Annotated in this window: 17 protein-coding genes, 1 tRNA gene and 1 pseudogene; 9 read left to right on the top strand and 10 right to left on the bottom strand. The window is 67.6% G+C overall.

Translation table 11 applies throughout. From position 1 onward, the window contains the following. Nucleotides 1–236: translation initiation factor IF-3 (gene infC / locus Q0379_RS15055; RefSeq protein ID WP_299010429.1), on the bottom strand; the 236-nt coding region annotated here is incomplete at its 3' end. A gap of 235 nt (nt 237–471) precedes the next feature. Here infC and Q0379_RS15050 point away from each other — a divergent pair. Further along, nucleotides 472–1,071: a YitT family protein gene (locus tag Q0379_RS15050; RefSeq protein ID WP_066683039.1), complete on the top strand. Its 600-nt coding sequence runs from the start codon at nt 472–474 to the stop codon at nt 1,069–1,071. Between the two features lie 22 nt (nt 1,072–1,093). Here Q0379_RS15050 and Q0379_RS15045 read toward each other — a convergent pair whose 3' ends face one another. Next, nucleotides 1,094–2,065, bottom strand: coding sequence for a glycosyltransferase family 9 protein (locus Q0379_RS15045; protein ID WP_299010423.1), 972 nt, complete (start codon nt 2,063–2,065; stop codon nt 1,094–1,096). Then, nucleotides 2,062–3,243 (bottom strand): glycosyltransferase family 4 protein, encoded by a 1,182-nt coding sequence (locus Q0379_RS15040; RefSeq protein WP_299010420.1) that lies wholly within the window; start codon nt 3,241–3,243, stop codon nt 2,062–2,064. Before Q0379_RS15040 ends, Q0379_RS15045 begins: the two co-directional genes overlap by 4 nt. Nucleotides 3,244–3,298: 55 nt before the next feature. Here Q0379_RS15040 and Q0379_RS15035 point away from each other — a divergent pair, with 55 nt between their 5' ends. Next, nucleotides 3,299–4,171: an alpha/beta hydrolase gene (locus Q0379_RS15035; RefSeq protein ID WP_299010418.1), complete on the top strand. Its 873-nt coding sequence runs from the start codon at nt 3,299–3,301 to the stop codon at nt 4,169–4,171. Between the two features lie 2 nt (nt 4,172–4,173). Here the strand turns inward: Q0379_RS15035 and Q0379_RS15030 are convergent, their stop codons facing one another. Next, nucleotides 4,174–5,034, bottom strand: coding sequence for an SDR family oxidoreductase (locus Q0379_RS15030; RefSeq protein ID WP_299010415.1), 861 nt, complete (start codon nt 5,032–5,034; stop codon nt 4,174–4,176). Between the two features lie 169 nt (nt 5,035–5,203). Between Q0379_RS15030 and Q0379_RS15025 the strand changes: the two genes are divergently transcribed. The 5 genes from Q0379_RS15025 (at nt 5,204) to Q0379_RS15005 (ending at nt 9,409) form a co-directional block, all read left to right on the top strand. Beyond that, nucleotides 5,204–5,278 (top strand) — tRNA-Gly (locus Q0379_RS15025). Nucleotides 5,279–5,371: 93 nt separating this feature from the next. Then, the gene (locus Q0379_RS15020; RefSeq protein ID WP_299010413.1) at nt 5,372–7,138 is read left to right on the top strand and encodes a DUF885 family protein; all 1,767 of its coding nucleotides are present in this window, start codon (nt 5,372–5,374) and stop codon (nt 7,136–7,138) included. 25 nt (nt 7,139–7,163) lie between these two features. After that, nucleotides 7,164–8,240, top strand: coding sequence for a hypothetical protein (locus Q0379_RS15015; RefSeq protein WP_299010410.1), 1,077 nt, complete (start codon nt 7,164–7,166; stop codon nt 8,238–8,240). Between the two features lie 78 nt (nt 8,241–8,318). Continuing rightward, on the top strand, nt 8,319–8,690 hold the full coding sequence (locus Q0379_RS15010; RefSeq protein WP_299010408.1) for a helix-turn-helix domain-containing protein: 372 nt from the start codon (nt 8,319–8,321) through the stop codon (nt 8,688–8,690). Further along, nucleotides 8,687–9,409: a DUF6456 domain-containing protein gene (locus Q0379_RS15005; RefSeq protein ID WP_299010405.1), complete on the top strand. Its 723-nt coding sequence runs from the start codon at nt 8,687–8,689 to the stop codon at nt 9,407–9,409. The genes Q0379_RS15010 and Q0379_RS15005 overlap by 4 nt, the downstream gene beginning before the upstream one ends. On the opposite strand, the gene Q0379_RS15000 is transcribed toward Q0379_RS15005, so the two are convergent. Further along, a complete protein-coding gene (locus tag Q0379_RS15000) occupies nt 9,406–10,155 on the bottom strand; it encodes a glucose 1-dehydrogenase (RefSeq protein ID WP_299010402.1) in 750 nt (249 codons plus the stop codon). The genes Q0379_RS15005 and Q0379_RS15000 overlap by 4 nt on opposite strands. Before the next feature lie 323 nt (nt 10,156–10,478). Here Q0379_RS15000 and Q0379_RS14995 point away from each other — a divergent pair, with 323 nt between their 5' ends. Beyond that, a complete protein-coding gene (locus Q0379_RS14995; RefSeq protein ID WP_299010400.1) occupies nt 10,479–11,192 on the top strand; it encodes a hypothetical protein in 714 nt (237 codons plus the stop codon). 299 nt (nt 11,193–11,491) lie between these two features. On the opposite strand, the gene Q0379_RS14990 is transcribed toward Q0379_RS14995, so the two are convergent. The 5 genes from Q0379_RS14990 to Q0379_RS14970 all read right to left on the bottom strand — a co-directional run bounded on the left by Q0379_RS14990 (nt 11,492) and on the right by Q0379_RS14970 (nt 14,602). Beyond that, nucleotides 11,492–11,809 (bottom strand): helix-turn-helix domain-containing protein, encoded by a 318-nt coding sequence (locus Q0379_RS14990; RefSeq protein WP_299010397.1) that lies wholly within the window; start codon nt 11,807–11,809, stop codon nt 11,492–11,494. 62 nt (nt 11,810–11,871) lie between these two features. Then, the gene (locus tag Q0379_RS14985; protein ID WP_299010395.1) at nt 11,872–12,321 is read right to left on the bottom strand and encodes a PA2169 family four-helix-bundle protein; all 450 of its coding nucleotides are present in this window, start codon (nt 12,319–12,321) and stop codon (nt 11,872–11,874) included. A 58-nt stretch (nt 12,322–12,379) separates the two neighbouring features. Beyond that, the gene (locus Q0379_RS14980) at nt 12,380–13,330 is read right to left on the bottom strand and encodes a rhodanese-related sulfurtransferase (protein ID WP_299010392.1); all 951 of its coding nucleotides are present in this window, start codon (nt 13,328–13,330) and stop codon (nt 12,380–12,382) included. Further along, nucleotides 13,323–13,757 (bottom strand): SufE family protein, encoded by a 435-nt coding sequence (locus Q0379_RS14975; protein WP_299010390.1) that lies wholly within the window; start codon nt 13,755–13,757, stop codon nt 13,323–13,325. Before Q0379_RS14975 ends, Q0379_RS14980 begins: the two co-directional genes overlap by 8 nt. Before the next feature lie 50 nt (nt 13,758–13,807). After that, nucleotides 13,808–14,602, bottom strand: coding sequence for a HAMP domain-containing sensor histidine kinase (locus tag Q0379_RS14970; protein ID WP_299010387.1), 795 nt, complete (start codon nt 14,600–14,602; stop codon nt 13,808–13,810). Between the two features lie 193 nt (nt 14,603–14,795). Here Q0379_RS14970 and Q0379_RS14965 point away from each other — a divergent pair. Next, a pseudogene (locus tag Q0379_RS14965) lies at nt 14,796–15,794 on the top strand (sensor histidine kinase); the annotation flags it as partial.

Here is a 15,794-nt window from a genome sequence, read left to right as displayed (position 1 = left end):
TTCTTCTTCTTCTGCTCCTGGAACTTGAACTTGCCGTAGTCCAGGATCTTGCAGACAGGAGGATTGGCGTTCGGAACGATTTCCACCAGGTCCAGGCCAGCCTCTTCGGCCGCTTCCAGGGCGGCGGACGTCGGCATCTCGCCTTGCTTTTCGCCGTTTTGGTCGATCAGCAGGACGCGGGGGACACGGATTTCATCGTTGATACGCGGCCCATCCTTGACGGGCGGCGTTTGCATAGGACGGCGAATAGGGGCGGCTCCGAGGCTGTTGATAGGGTAGGGCTGAACGCATACGCGCCGCGCTGGGCGCGCCGCGAGAAACTGATATATGACGCGCCGGCCGCGCTCTATCAAGCGAAGGCGGTTAAAGAGACGTCGCCGGACCGAGTTTTTTCGGGGCTAACAGGCGACCAGGAGGAAACGGCGAGGCGGGGACGCGTGTCCTCCTGCCCAAGACCCCTGCCTGATCTCCATGAATCCGCATCGCCATACCGCCCTGGAGGACGTCCACGCCCTCCTGATCGGCTCCAGTTTCATCGCCGTGGGCCTGACCCTTCTCAAGGCCGCGGGCCTCGTCACCGGCGGCGTCGCCGGGGTGGCGCTGATCGTCTCGTATCTGAGCGGCTGGCCGGTCGGCGTCGTGTTCTTCGTCTTGAACCTGCCGTTCTATGTGCTGGCCCAGCGCACCCTGGGCTGGATGTTCACCTTCAAGACCCTGGCGACCAACCTGCTGCTGGCCGGCTTCGCCTGGGCCATGCCGCACTGGCTGAAGGTGACGGGCGTCGATCCGATCTTCGCGGCGATCTTCGGCGGCACGATCGTCGGCATGGGTATCCTGGCCCTGGCGCGGCATCGCTCCAGCGTCGGTGGCATCGGGGTGCTGGCGCTCTATCTGCAGGAGCGGCGCGGGATCAGCGCCGGCAAGGTGCAGATGGCGGCCGATTGCGTGGTCGTCGCCACCGCCTTCTTCACGATCAGCTTCGACAAACTGCTACTCTCGATCGCCAGCGCCGTGGCGCTGAGCGCGGTGATCATCGCCAACCACAAACCGGGGCGATACGCGGGCTACTGAGCGCTAGCGCCCCAGATCGTCGTCAACGCGTCGTCAGCGCCATGGCCGCGCTGGCGACCGTGCTGACCGGCAGGGCCTGTAGATCTGGCGAGCGGATCACGGTCACGTGCCCGCGCGGAGCGCAGAGGTCGGGATCCGAGGCGTCGGAGAACAGGGCGATGGTCGGCGCGCCGGCGGCGGCCAGCAGGTGGGTCGGGCCGGTGTCGTTGCCCACGGCCAAGGCCGCCTTGGCGCCGAGCAGGGCGAGCTGGGCGAAGTCGGTGCGGCCGGTCAGGTCTCGAGCGCCGGCGGCGGCCTTCTGGATCTGGCGGGCCATCGCGCTTTCCTGCGGGCCGCCGATGATGACGATATCGAAGCCGCGCGCCTTCAGCAGGGACGCCAGCTGGGCGTAGAACTCGACCGGCCAGCGCTTTTCAGGGCGATGGGCCGAACCGCCAGGCACGAGCAGGACATAGGGCTTGGGCTTGGCCGCGCCGGGGACAGGCGGCGCCTCTTTCCGCCGCTTCAGGATCCAGGACAGATCCGGCGCCGGCGCGCTGCCGGGCTCGGTGGGCGCGTCAGGCCATATGCCGGCGGCCTTCAACTGATCGGCCTGCCGCTCCAGCGTGTGCATGTGGAGGCGGGCCTTGCCCTTCTGCGGCAGGGCGCAACCGAAGGCGATGCCGTTCCACTGCGGAGGGAAAGGACGCAGCAGCTGGAAATACCAGTTGGTGCGACTGTTGGTCTGCAGGTCATAGACCCGGTCGTAGCTGGCCTTGCGGATCCGGCTGATCATGGCCAGGGTCGCGCTCAGGTCGCCGGGGCGCCCGTCAGTCTCAACAGCGTTGAAATAGGGGCTGAGCTTGGCCAGAGCCTCGAACGGCGGCGTGGTCAGCAGGGTGATCTTGGCCTTGGGATGGGCCTCGCGAATCTTCTTCATCGCCGCCAGGGCCAGGACGAAGTCGCCCAGCGCTCCCAGCTTGATGACCAGGACCCTCTTGATCTCCTTGCTCAAGACGAATGCTCCGCGGTCCGAGCCCGCAGGACGCGAGCATAGACATCGAGCGTGGCTTCGCACATCGCGTCCACCGAATACAACCGTCGCGCTCGCGTCCGGGCCGCCTGGCCCATGACCTGGCGTTTCGCGGCGCCGGCTTCGCAGGCCTCCATCAGAGCGTTCGCCCAGGCCTCGGCGTCGCCGGGCTTCACCAGCCAGCCCGTCTCGCCAGGGACGACCGTCTCGCGCGTGGCGCCGTGATCAGCGGCCATCACCGGGCGGCCCATCACCTGCGGCTCGACCGCCGTCCGCCCGAACGCCTCCGGTTCCAGCGAGGGCGCGATGGCGAGGTCGGCCAGCAAATAGGCCGCCGGCATGTCGTCGCAGTGGCCGACCAGCTTCACGCGATCCTCAAGGCCGGCGGCGGCGATGGCGTCGGTCAGTTCGGCGCGATAGCCCTTGCGGCCCTGGTCGTCGCCGGCCAGCAGCAGCAGGATGCGATCCTCGCCGCGCGCCTTTAGCAGCGCCATGGCCTCGACCAGCAGACCTTGACCCTTCCAGCGGGTCAGGCGGCCTGCCAAAAGCACCTTCAGGCGACGCTCGTCCTGAGGAACGCCCCAGGCTTCGGCCAGCGCCCTCACGCGCTCGCAGCCGACCATGCCGGGTTCGAAGCGCGACAGGTCCACGCCGCGCGGGATCGCCACGACCTTTTCGGGCGGAATCCCGTGCTCCTGGATCACGTGCTGGCGGGTGTATTCGGAGTTGGCGATGACGAGGTCGCCCTTGGTCATCACGGCATTATACCAACGCTTGAGGTTGGACTTGGCGTTGTAGACGCCGTGATAGGTGGCGACGAACGGGGTCTTGGTGGCGTGGGCGGCCCACAGGGCGCTGAAAGCCGGCGCGCGCGAGCGAGCGTGGACCAGGCTGACCTTCTCGCGCCGGATCAGGTCGATCAGCCGCGCGGCGTTGCCCAGCATGACGAGCGGGTTCTTGGACTGGGCCGGCATCTGGGCGAGGCGGCCGCCGTCAGCGGTGAGGCGCGCGGCCATTCGCCCGCCCTTGGTCGCGACCAGGGCCTTGCCGCCTTGCGCCACCACCGCATGGGCGACATCAATCGTGGTCTGCTCGGCCCCGCCGGTTTCCAGCTCCGGCGTCACTTGCAGCAAGGTGAAATCGGGAGGTAGGTCGGACACACGACTCTCGCGAGGACAACGCGGGCTTAAGTAGCGAAAGGATCGAGGCGACGCCATGACCGAATCCCTAGGCGCCCTAACGCGCGAAGACGGCTCCCGGCTCGCTTTCCGGCGCATTTCGGGAGAGGGCGCGACGGTCGTCTGGCTGGGCGGCTTCCATTCCGACATGACCGGGACCAAGGCCCAGGTGCTGGCCGAGCAGGCCCAGGCCAGCGGCGGCGCCTATGTCCGCTTCGACTATTTCGGGCACGGCGAGTCCGACGGCGCCTTCAAGGACGGGACGATCAGCCGCTGGCGGGAAGACGCCCTGGCGGTCATCGACGAACTGACCGAGGGACCGCTCGTCCTGGTCGGCTCGTCCATGGGCGGCTGGCTGGCGTGCCTCGCGGCGATCGCGCGGCCGGAACGGGTGAAGGCCATGGTGCTGATCGCCCCGGCGCCGGACTTCACCGAAAAGCTGATGGCGCCCGAACTCTCCGACGAGGCCAAGGCCGCGATCACGCGCGACGGCTTCTGGATCCGTCCCAGCGAATATGACGACGGCGGCTATCCGATCACCCGCGATCTGCTGGAGGACGGGGCGCGGTGGTCGATCCTGCCGGGGCCGGTGCCGATCAATGTTCCGGTTCGCGTCCTGCAAGGCGGCGCGGACCCGGACGTGCCGTGGACCCATGCGCTAGAGCTGGCCAACGCCTTTACCAGCCACGACGTGGTCTTCACCCTGATCAAGGACGGAGACCACCGTCTCTCGCGTCCACAGGACCTGGAGCGTCTGGTCGCCGCCGTTGCCGAGGCCAAGGGCCTGGCCGAGCCGGAGGAGGGCGACCTGGTCTCGCGTCGTCTCGCCCGCGCGGCGCGTCTGCGGAACGCCGCGGGCCTGGAGGCCTTCGGCATCACGCCGCGCTTGCCGGCGATCGACGACGAGTAGGCCTAGCCGCCCGCCTCCAAGATCGCCGCGAGTCCCTCGCGATAGGTCGGGTAAGCCGGGCGCCAGCCCAGCTCGGCCTTGGCGCGGGCGTTCGAGACGCGCTTGTTCTCGGCGTAGAAGCGGCGGGTGGCGGGCGACAGCCCCAGTTCATTGAACGGCAAGTCGGGCGGGACGGGAGCGCCCAGCAGGCGCGCGGCGTGCTCCATCACGTCCTGCGGCGGGGCGGGCTCGTCATCGACTAGATTGTAGACGCCGCCCGCGCGGGGCTTGTCCAGCGAGGCCAGCAGGCCCGAGACGATGTCGTCGACGTGGATGCGGCTGAACACCTGACCCGGCTTGACGATCCGGCGGCCTTCGCCGGCCCGGAGGCGGTCCAGGGCGCTGCGGCCGGGCCCATAGATCCCGGGCAGGCGGAAGACGGTGACGGTCAGGCCCATGCCGCGACCGACCTCCTGCCAATCGCGCTCGGCCCCGACCCGGCGGGCGCCTTCGACCGATTGCGCCTTCAGCGGCGAGGTCTCGAACACCCAACGGCCGTCGAAGTCGCCATAGACGCCGGTCGTCGACAGGTAGCCGATCCAGTCCGGAAACGCCTGCGCCCGGGCCAGGGCGGGGACGATCGATTCGAGCGCCGGGCAGCCGTCCGGACCGGGCGGAGCGGTGATCAGGATCGCATTCACGCCGCTCAGCGCCCGCGCCATGGCGTCGCGGTTGGCGGGATCGAAGGCTTCGACGCCCTGGGCTCGCAGCGCCTCGACCTGTCCGGGATCGCGCGCGCTGGCGGCGACCGCCCAGCCCCGCGCGCGCAACGCGTTGGCGAAAGCGGCCCCCACATAGCCCAGACCAAATACGAACAGACGCAACGCCAGGACTCCGCCCCAGACCGCCGGGCGAAAACCCGGCTGAAACCCGGTCAGATCAAGGCGTCGAAAAAAGCCGCTTCGCAACCCCTCAAAGGGCGCTTGCAAACCGCGAAGCGCTCTGCCATAAGCCGCCTCCTCGTCGCGGGGCGCTTCACCAAGCCCCTCCGATGCGGGCGTAGCTCAGTGGTAGAGCGCCACCTTGCCAAGGTGGATGTCGAGAGTTCGAATCTCTTCGCCCGCTCCATTCTCGGTTCTTCCGGATATTGGACAAAGCAGACCGCGTCGCGGTCGCGCTGACGTATCGCTAGGCGACGAACGTTCGCCTAAGCTGCGGCGCATGACTCGCATCGCACCCTGGCGCGCCGCTCTGGTCGGCGTCTGTCTCACCGCCCTGACCGCATCGGCCGCGTGGGCTGGTCCCTCCGAATCCCTGACGAGCCTGGTGACGCGGTTTGAGTCTCTGGGCGGCGGCGACGAGGACCCCGATTCCGGCGGCGCGGCCGAGGCCCGCTGGCGTCTGCCCGACGTGGCCCCCGCCGCCGACGCCGCGCGTCTGGTCAAGTTGAAAGCCATTCGTACCGAGCTGACCGCGATGGGGACGTCCGGGCTCTCGGAAGAGGAGGCGCTGACCCGCGAGCTTCTCCTGTGGACGCTGAATGACCGGATCGAGGCCGCGGGCTTCGACGAGTCCCGTCTGCCGTTCAGCAGCGACGGCGGGTTCGACGTGATGATGCTGTACCGCGCCAGCGGGCTTCGCCTGAAAAACGAGGCCGAGGCGCGCCGCTGGATCGCGCTGCTCAACCGCATGCCCGACTGGTACGCGGTCAACATCGAGAACGCGCGCCGCGGGGTGAAGACCGGCTTCGTCCAGGCGATTCCGACGGCGCAGACCGTGCTGGAGCGCGCCCAGCGCATCGCCGCCGCGCCGCTGGCCGACGATCCGCTGCTGGCGCCGCTGCGGGCGCTGCCGGCCAGCATACCCGAAGCGACGCGCGCGGTGTTGGTCGCGGAGGGCGAGAAGGCCGTGACGACCAAGGTCGCGCCGGCCCGCGCCAGCTTCGTCAAGTTCATGACCGAGGAGTACGTCCCCCACGCCGCCAAGAGCTTGGCGGCTTCGGACCTGACCGACGGCAAGCGCTACTACGCCTTCCTGGCCCGGCGGCACACGACCACCACCATGACGCCGGACCAGATCCACGACATCGGACAGGCCGAGGTGGCGCGCATCCGGGCGCGGATGCAGGAGACGATGAAGGCGGCCGGCTTCCAGGGCGACTTGCCGGCGTTCATCGCCATGCTGCGCAAGGAGCCGCGCTTCTACGCCGCCAGCCGCCAACAGTTGCTTGAGAAGGCCAGCGAGATCGCCAAGCGCGCCGACGACCAACTGCCGGCCCACTTCGGCGTCCTGCCGCGCCTGACCTACGGCGTGCGGCCGGTGCCGGCCGCCATCGAGAAGGGCTACACCACCGGCCGCTATTTCGGCGGCGACCCCAAGGTCGGCCGCGCCGGCGGGCTGATGATCAACACCTCCGAGCTCGATCAGCGGCCACTGTACGAATTGCCGGCCCTGGTGCTGCACGAGGGCGCGCCTGGCCACCACATCCAGACCTCGCTGGCCCAGGAGCAGACCGGCGCGCCGGACTTCCGCAAGAGCCTTTACTTCACCGCCTTCGGCGAGGGCTGGGGCCTCTATTCGGAGTGGCTGGGCGAGGAGATGGGGATCTATCGCGATCCCTACGAACTGTTCGGCCGTCTCTCCTACGAGATGTGGCGCGCCTGCCGCCTGGTGGCCGACACCGGCATCCACTGGAAGCACTGGAGCCTGGACCAGGCGCGCGCCTGCTTCACCGACAACACCGCGCTGTCGCCGGTCAATATCGAGGTGGAGTTGAAGCGCTACGTCTCCTGGCCCGGCCAGGCGCTGGCCTACAAGGTCGGCGAGCTGAAGATCCTGGAACTGCGCCGCCGGGCCGAGCAGGCGTTGGGGCCGCGCTTCGACGAGCGCGCGTTCCACGACGTCGTGTTGCTGGACGGCTCGCTGCCGCTGGCGGTTCTGGAGCGCCGGATCGACGCCTGGATCGCCGAGCGGAACGCGAAGCGCTGAGGGGCTAGGTCGACCCGTTTTCGGGTTGGGCCGTCCCAACGGCAAGCTGACGCCGCCGCATGCCGACGCTATCGTGGCGTTGGGCGGCGAGACAGCCGCTCCGTATCCACAAGTGTTCGTTTCCCGCGTGATCCCGCCACCTGAATCCCTCGAAGCTAATCGACTGCAAACCGCGCTGACACGCCGGTTTCTCCTTCCCGTCCTGCCGGAGTTGGAGACGTTGTTTCTGGCGATGAGGGCCGAGACGGACGAGGAGATGGCCGCCAACGCTTTCGCGCGCCGCGATAAGGCGTATCCCTACGGCTATTGCCTGGAGATTACTCGGGACGTCGTGACCAACCTTCGCGCCCGCAACGCCAGGGCCCACGGCTCGGCGGCTAGGGCTCTCAGCGCTTTTCTCAAGCACGGCGGGGTGGGAACGATGGTCTGGGGCGTGTTGCGAGACCGCTATTTCCAGAACGCGATCCAGTTGGGCTCGCTCTATGTCGACGTCGCCAACGACAGCGTCGATCCGCTCAAGCCCAAGGTGGAAATCCTGCCCATGGTCGAGTCAGGTCTGGAGCTGGTGCGGGACATCCCACACTTCGCATTGATCGCCGAGCGCTATTGGGGCGTGCGAAGCTACGCCAACACCGCCTTGCCCGCTCTGGCGCCGCTCTTCCCGGTGATTATCGTCGACCCCGAGCAGCGCGTCCTGCTTCAATCCAGGACGGGATACATGATGCGCCTGCTGGCGTCTGATGGGTTCCAGAAGTCGGAACGCTGGCTAAGCGCGGCGCCTGAGCCGCCGCTGGCGGTGGTCCAAGGCATCCGTAACAATTGTCCCGCCGACATCCTTGACGCCAATCCGGCGGCGACGCGGGAGGCGAGCCTCGAAGCCTGCCGCGCCTTGCGGGGCCGGGCGGCCTCGCTCGACGGCGCCTGGATTGACCGAATGGGCGAGATGTTCGAGCGCGTGCCCCAGATTCGGGTCATCAATCTGCCTACGAAATCCGTTGCGGTGCATGACATGACGCGCACCAACGCTCGTTCCATTGTGGGTGTATCGGCCGTAAGGTCTAGTAAGATCAAAGTCTTAGGCTTTGAGGGGTTGGGTATGTAGGAATATCTTCCTCTCAATAAGAAAATAAACCTATAGTGGCGCTATCCGACCTGCTCGCGGTCGGGAGGAGAGAGCGTCATGCTGGTTCATGCCCTTGAGGATATCTGGGTCATCACACCCGATCCCCGACGCGACCGCCTGATGGCGGGTTTCGTCACCCACCTTGTCTCCCTGGCCACGGGCATTCCGGCGGCCGAGATCAATACGGCCCGCCGGACCACCAACGCAGCGATCCGCGCGCGGCATCTGGCCATCTACCTGACCCACATCACCTTCCACTGGCCGTTGCATCGCGTGGCCTACGCGTTCGGCCGCGATCGCACGACGTGCGGCCACGCTTGTCGCAAGATCGAAGACCTGCGCGACAACGCCGATTTCGACCGTCGCCTCGCCGAGCTCGAAGCGTGTCTGCGCCAGGCGCCGGCCCATGCGGAGGCCCTGCCGCAATGAGCATGACGTTCGATCAGGAACTGGAGGCCCGCCGTCGGGCCGAGCGGGCCATGCGTCTGCTGGCGCGTCCCGGGGCGGTGGTCGAGGCGCAGGGCGAGGGCTACGGCGTGCGGTTGGGCGCCAATCGTCGCCGCCGCCCGATGCTGATCCTGGATGAAGCCGGCTTCCAGGCCTTGGCCCGCGAGGCGACGTTGAGGCCTCGCCCGCAAGGGGGCTGGACCATGATCGACCGGCCGCCCCCCATCTCGCCGCCGCCAGGCCGGCCGGGCGTCATCGAAGGCGAAGTCCTTTTGCCCGAGGCGTCCAAGCCCGTCCGACGAAATCTTGGCGAGTCGCCGATCGCCTGGCTGGCCCGCCGTCGCGATCGTGACGGACAGCCCTGGCTGACGCCGATCGAAGCCGCGGCTGGCGAACGCCTGCGCGAGGAGTACGAGCGGCTGGGGACCCAGGGGCGCCTGACCATGCGCTGGGACGCCTCGCGCGTCGATGGCGGACTGCCGGGCCTGGCCCCCGCAGAGCGCGACCACGCCGCCCGCCAGCGGGTCGCCCGAGCGCTGGACTCGGTCGGGCCGGGCCTGCGCGAGATCCTGGAGCGGATTTGCCTGATGGGCTCGGCGCTAGAGGCGGCCGAGGCCGCTCTGAAGCTGCCGCGCCGGACGGGCAAGACGGTGCTGAAGCTCGCCCTGCAGCGCCTGGCGCGGCACTATCGGATGATCTAGCGGTTGCCGCCGGCGACCGCGATCACCTCGCCGGTGATCCAGAAGCTCTCGGGGGAGGCCAGGAAGGTCGCCACCGGCGCTATGTCCGAGGGTTGGCCCATCCGACCCAGGGCCGTGCCGGCCACGATCTGGGTCTCGAAGTCCGAACCGACGATGCCCGCCGTGTGGGTCCCTTCGGTCTCGACGGCTCCGGGCGCGATGGCGTTGACGCGGATCTTGCGCGGGCCGAGCTCCTTGGCCAGCACCCGAGTGATCGCATCGACCGAAGCCTTGGTGGCCGTGTAGATCGAGAAGGCCGGGATCTCCAGCGTCACCGCCGAAGAGCTGATGTTGATGATGCTGCCGCCGTCCGGGCCGAAGCGCTTGGCCGCTTCCTGCGACGCCAGCAGGAGACCGAGCACATTGGTGTCGAACTGGCGGCGGAATTCGGCCTCGGTGACGGCCTCCAGCGGGGTGAAGGCATAGACGCCGGCGTTGTTGACCAGGATGTCGATGCGGCCGAACGCGGTCTGCGCCGCGTCGAACAGCCGCGCGACATTCTCAGCCTTGGCGACTGAGCCTTGGACGGCGATGGCCTTGCCGCCGGCGGCGCTGATCTCGGCGACCACCTTGTCGGCGCCGGCTTGGTCGGAGGCGTAGTTGACCGCCACCGCCGCGCCCTCGGCCGCCAGCGCCTTGGCGATGCCCGCCCCGATTCCTTTCGACGCGCCGGTCACCACGGCGACCTTACCCGCGAGCTTGCTCATGATCTGTCTCTCCATCGCCCAACTGGCGATCGGTTAGACATTTAGATAATCATCGAAGTGATTCAATGAGCGACGCGAGATTTTCAGAGCCGGTCCCTTGTCGGTACAGGCTAGAAGTGTCCCAGAAACAGGTTAGGGCCGTCAAAGCTGAGACCGAGTCTCAAGAGCTGGCAGCGCATAGCGGAAGCACGTAGGCTCCGCATGCTGTGCTCCTATTCTTCGAACAAGACGGTGACTACCGCACCTGTGGTGGTGCGCGCTGCGGCTCATAACAGCAACTCCTCCGGGCGTCCTTTGAACGGCCCGGTCCTCCAGGAAGTTTCATGTCCCCTCTGAGTTTGGCCCTTATCCTGGCCATGGGCGCGCAGGCCGTAAACGACGGTTCCGCGCCGCCCCCGACGGTCCATGAGCTGACCGAAGCCGATATCGCGCAGCGACAATACGCTTGGCGCGCGATCTCAGTTTGCCCCTTGATGAGCACGACAGTTGTGGCTGTTGAGCGTCGCTCAACCACCCTTTGCGTCGCGGGCCCCTTGAATAGCGACCTTGAGCGGCTCGTATCAGACGACGCTCTAAAGGGGGTTGATGCTGTCGTTGTAACCTCGCCTGGGGGCTACTGGATATCCGCGTACAGGCTTGGCGAGCGCCTCAGGGCGGCTGACATCACACTGGTGACCTATCGAGAGTGCTTTTCGGCATGCGCCTCAGTTCTTGTGCCTATGGCGCGCCGGAAGATCATCTTCGATCTCACGCGCTTTGGCTTTCACGGGGGCATTCCACCGGCGAACCTGGCGCCAAGCCTTCATCCTGACTTTCCACCGGCCAGGATCGCCGAAATGCAGAAAAACTTGACCACTGTGCGCGATGGATTGGCTGCGCTCAAAATTGATCCGAACATTGGTGCAGATGTCCCCGACGAACAGAACATCTACGCTTCTGGAGGCACCTCAGTGATGTGGCGGCCAACTCGCAAGGCTTACGAGGGTTGGGGCGTCAGTGGGGTGTTGTACTACGCCCCGTCGGGAAGGCCGGAGTAACAAACATACAATGCGTACGCCCCTCGGCCAAGTTCGCCGGCGCCGACGTTGGCGAGGTTGAAATTGACGTCAGTCTTGTTCCGGAAGGAACCCTTTCGCGACTTCATCACCTTTCTGCTGAACGAGCGTGGGGCAAGGGATCTGAGTGTCGCGGCGCATATCCGCGGACAGTCGTAACCTGCAATCGGCGTCGTGCGGACAGAATTAGCCTGTTCGGCCAATTCGTGGGTTTGGCGGAGCTCCAGCAGTGGGTTGCTGCCTAGAGAGGACGTCTCAAACCTTCGCCAACGGTCCGAAGCCTAGATCTCCGCCAGTTGCGCCAGGTACGCATTCAGAACGTCCCGCTGCAGCACCAGGAAGGCGAATTTCCCCTGGCGGCAGATGCGGATCAGGCCGGCGTTCTCCAACTCCTTCATGTGGTGCGAGAAGGTGGCGGCGCTGACCTCGATGTGCTGGGCGACAGCGCCGCACGGCGTCGGCTCGCTGGCGGTCCCGATTTCCTTGAGGATCTGGCGGCGGCGCGGCTCGGCCAGGGCCTTGGCGATCAGGTTGACCTGACGCTCGTCCAGCACGAGGCGTTCGGCGATGGGGCGCGGCGCGTCTTCCATGAGGTTCATATGCGTTGGGGCGCGCCCGGAAGCAAATGGGCGGGGCCTTTCGGACCCGCCCTTCGCGTCGTTTAGTGCTTGAGCATGTGCTTAATGTCGCGCATCTGGTCGTGGCCGGACTTCACCGACGTCCAGGCGCGTTCGATCACGGCCCGGGTCTGCGGATCGACGTCGCCGTCCTGCAGGGCCTTTTCGTACTTGGCCTTGATGTGGTCCTCGCCGGCCTCGACCTCGTTGACGACGGCCTCGTCGCCTTTGGTCACGGCGTCCTTCAGGTTCAGGAAGGCGCGGTGGGCGGCGGCCAGGATGGTGCCGTCATCCTTGGGATCGCCGCCGAGGCGGCGCACCTCGTTTTGGAGTTCGGAGGCGACCGAGCGGCGTTCCTGGGCGCGGCGTTCGAACAGTTCCTTGTAGCGGCTGTTGTCGGCGTCCTTGGCGGCTTCGGCATAGCCGTCGGCGCTGTCGATCGTGGTCTCGACCAGGCCGTTGACGAGCTTGATGTGGTCTTCGTTGGTGTGCATCGAAGGGCTCCTCGCTGGGGAAGGGGAGCCGGGTCAACGCGGGGCGAGGCCGAAGGGTTCAGCCCGTCTTCGCGGGCAATTGCGCGCCGACATGGTCGATGCCCAGGGCCTCGCAGTGCAAGGCCTGACGGTGACGCTCGGCGGCGCGCGCCTTCTGCTCCTCCGTTCGCTGATCATGGCAGGCGGGACAGGAAACGCCTTCGACATAGAGCGGCGAGGCCTGGTCCTCGGGGCTGACCGGCATGCGGCAGCCTCGGCAGAGAACGTGGGTTCCGGGCGTCAGGCCATGGCCGACCGCCACCCGCTCGTCGAACACGAAGCATTCGCCCCGCCACAGGCTCTCGGGTTCGGGCACCTGCTCCAGGTAGTCGAGGATGCCGCCCTTCAGGTGGAAGACCTGTTCGATCCCCTCGGCCTTCAGGAAGGCGGTGGATTTCTCGCAGCGGATGCCGCCGGTGCAGTACATGGCGACCTTCAGCGGCGGGGCGTCCGGGCCGCGCGCGGCCTCGACCTCGGCGCGCCAGTCGCGGAACCAGCCAGGGAATTCCGAAAAGCTGGCGGTCTTCGGATCGACCGCGCCCTCGAACCGACCGACGGCGACCTCGTAGTCGTTGCGGGTGTCGATGACCACGACGTCGGGATCGCTGATCAGGGCGTTCCAGTCGGCGGGCGCGACATAGGTTCCGGGATCGGTCGGGTCGAGATCGGGCTGGCCCAGGGTGACGATCTCTTTCTTCAGTCGCACCTTCATCCGGTAGAAGGGCATGCGTTCGGCCCAGGCGGTCTTGGGCGCCAGGTCGGCGCAGCCGGGCAGGGCGCGGATATGGGCCAGCACCGCCTCGATGGCGGCGTCCTCGCCGGCGATCGTGCCGTTGATCCCCTCGCGCGCCAGCAGCAGCGTGCCCTTGACGCCGAGGCCGCAGCACAAAGCGGCCAGAGGCCCCTGGATCGCGGCCGGGTCCTCGAACCGCGTGAAGCGATAGAGCGCGGCTACGCGATACCTAGCCAAGGTTTGCAAGCGCCTCCTGGGCGTCGCGCTGGATGCGGGCGACCATCGACTTCAGACCGTTCGAACGCTGCGACGACAAGGCCTCGGACAGGCCCAGGCGATCGAGGGCGGCCTTGGCGTCGAATGCGACGATGTCGGCGGGGGCGCGTCCGGAATAGAGGCGCAGCATAATGGCCACGAGGCCGCTGACGATATGGGCGTCGCTGTCGCCCCGGAACTTCAAGGTCCCGTCGGCCTGGGGCTCGGTGACCAGCCACACCTGGCTGGCGCAGCCGCGCACCTTGTTCTGCTCGGAACGCTCGGCGTCGGTGAGGGGCTCGAGGTCCTTGCCGAGCTCGATGACATAGCGGTAGCGCTCTTCCCAGTCGCCGAGCAGTTCGAACTCGTCGGCCAGTTCGTCGAGGGCGGCGTCGATCGGGTTGGTCATGGCGGGCGTTTAGGCGCCTTCGCCCGTCCAAGGCAAGCTTGGCGTGGCGATCAGCCCGCTTCCAGAATCAGGCGCGCCAGGAAGCCCGCGCCCAGGCTGGACGACAGCTTCAGCCGCCCGCCCATGGCGCGCGACAACAGGTCGACGATCGGCAGACCCAGGCCCACGCCCTCGTTGGCGCGGGTCAGCGGCGAGCCGCCTTGCTCGAACGGCTGCAGCAGGCGCGGCAATTCAGCGCTGTCCACGCCCGGACCCTGATCGCGGATGGTGATCTCGACCTCGGCGCCGATCCGGCCCGCGGCGACGTGCACCACGCCGCCGGCGGGCGAGTGGGTCACGGCGTTCTGAAGCAGGTTCGACAGCATGGTGCGCAGGCCCCGGCTGTCGGCGATCACCAGGGGCAGGGCGCCCTGGCCGATGATATGGATGATGACCTCGCGGCGGGCGATCTCGGGGCGCAGGCCCTCGATCACGTCCTCCAGAGCCTCGTCGAGGCTCTCGGGCGTCATCTTGATGTCGGTGACGTGGCCTTCCAGGCGCGCGATCTCGACGATCTGGTTGACCAGTTTGAGCAGCTTTACGCCGCTTTCGTGCACGATCTGGGCGTATTCGCGGTACTGCGGCGCGCCGAGCGGGCCGTACAGCTCATGCGACAAGATCTCCGAAAAGCCGATGACGGCGTTCAGAGGGGTGCGCAGCTCGTGGCTGACCATACGCAGGAAGGAGCGCTTGCGATCATCCAAGGCCGCGCGGCGGCGCTCCTCCGCCGCCGTCCGACGCTCGGTCGGAACTGCGTCGTCGAAGGGCACGATAAGCGATGCGTCCAGGGACGCCGGTTCTGGCATTACGAACTCCCGGACCTTCTGTCCGCACCAATCAGAGGTGGACCATGACGCAAGGCGCTTACGATTCCGTTTCCGTCCACAGCGAAGTCCGCCGTTAACCTCGCTTAACGATTGTGTGCGCTTGGCCGGAACATGCCCCTCGCGTTAGGCTTCAAGGCGCGGCGACTCCCGCCGCAGTCGAAACCGGCCGGCCTTGGAACCTAAAGCGCGTCCAGATCCGATGAGCCGTCCCGCCGCCCAGGCGGGATTCGACCCTGCGCTTGCCTGGCGTCTGGGGTGGTTGGGCGCTGTCTGCCTGGCTTCCGCCGCGGCGCTATTCATCGTCGACGCCCGCGCTTGGCCCGTCTGGGGCGCCTTGGCGGCCGGCGCGGTTCCTGCCCTGGCGTCCCTGATGTTCGCCCGGGGAGGCGAGCGGACCGAATCTCTGCTGCTGGTGCTTTGGGCCGTGGGCGGAGCATCCGCAGCCGCCCTGACTGGCGGCGTGTCCGGCGCCATGGCGGCCTGGTGCCTGGCGCCCGTCGCCGCGGCCTCGACCATGGATCGCCCCAAGCGGCTGGCCGAAGGGGCGGCGCTGGCCCTGATCGGCGGCTGCGTCGCCGCTCTGGTTCAGCTTTCGGGCCTGGCGCCGGCCGCGCCGACCGGGCCGCTGGCTTTTCTGTTGGGTTTCCTGGCCTTGGTCACCATGGGGCTAGGCCTCGCCGCCGGTCTGCTGATCGGCCGTCGTCGTCAGGAGCTGCGCGAGGATCGCGACGCCCTGGAGATCGGTTGGCTGGAGACCCTGCTGGACGGCCTGCCGTATCTGGCGGTCGCCGTGCGCGGGCATGAGCAGGTGACCACCGTGCGCGGTTCGGCGCCGCTGGGCCTGTCGACCGAGCAACTGATGACGCGCGGCCTCGCCGAGGCCGCCGCCCCGGCGGATCGGCCGCGCCTGGCCGCCGCCATCGCCCAGGCGCATCGCGACGGCGCCGCCAGCCTCGACTTCGTCCCGGCGCAGGGGCTGGAACGCGTTGTGACGCTGGACCTGCAGCGCGTTGCGCCTAACCAGCTGGTCGGGGTTTTGCGCGACGTCACGGCCGAGCGCGACCGGGCCGCCGCCTTGGAACAGGCCCGCGCCGACGCCGAGGGGCTGGCCGCTGGCCGCGCGCGCTTCCTGGCCAATATGAGCCACGAGCTGCGCACGCCGCTCAACGCC

The organism is uncultured Caulobacter sp., assembly GCF_937900395.1.
Lineage (GTDB): Bacteria > Pseudomonadota > Alphaproteobacteria > Caulobacterales > Caulobacteraceae > Caulobacter.
Note: the sequence above shows the minus strand (reverse complement) of the source record. Positions and strands in the feature narration are given on the sequence as shown.

Bases quoted from the DNA above. Each gene is read 5' to 3' on its own strand.
- Q0379_RS15050 (WP_066683039.1), top strand. From the start codon at position 472: ATGAATCCGCATCGCCATACCGCCCTGGAGGACGTCCACGCCCTCCTG.
- Q0379_RS15035 (WP_299010418.1), top strand. From the start codon at position 3,299: ATGACCGAATCCCTAGGCGCCCTAACGCGCGAAGACGGCTCCCGGCTC.
- Q0379_RS15020 (WP_299010413.1), top strand. From the start codon at position 5,372: ATGACTCGCATCGCACCCTGGCGCGCCGCTCTGGTCGGCGTCTGTCTC.
- Q0379_RS15010 (WP_299010408.1), top strand. From the start codon at position 8,319: ATGCTGGTTCATGCCCTTGAGGATATCTGGGTCATCACACCCGATCCC.
- Q0379_RS15005 (WP_299010405.1), top strand. From the start codon at position 8,687: ATGAGCATGACGTTCGATCAGGAACTGGAGGCCCGCCGTCGGGCCGAG.
- Q0379_RS15000 (WP_299010402.1), bottom strand. From the start codon at position 10,155: ATGAGCAAGCTCGCGGGTAAGGTCGCCGTGGTGACCGGCGCGTCGAAA.
- Q0379_RS14995 (WP_299010400.1), top strand. From the start codon at position 10,479: ATGTCCCCTCTGAGTTTGGCCCTTATCCTGGCCATGGGCGCGCAGGCC.
- Q0379_RS14990 (WP_299010397.1), bottom strand. From the start codon at position 11,809: ATGAACCTCATGGAAGACGCGCCGCGCCCCATCGCCGAACGCCTCGTG.
- Q0379_RS14985 (WP_299010395.1), bottom strand. From the start codon at position 12,321: ATGCACACCAACGAAGACCACATCAAGCTCGTCAACGGCCTGGTCGAG.
- Q0379_RS14975 (WP_299010390.1), bottom strand. From the start codon at position 13,757: ATGACCAACCCGATCGACGCCGCCCTCGACGAACTGGCCGACGAGTTC.
- Q0379_RS14970 (WP_299010387.1), bottom strand. From the start codon at position 14,602: ATGCCAGAACCGGCGTCCCTGGACGCATCGCTTATCGTGCCCTTCGAC.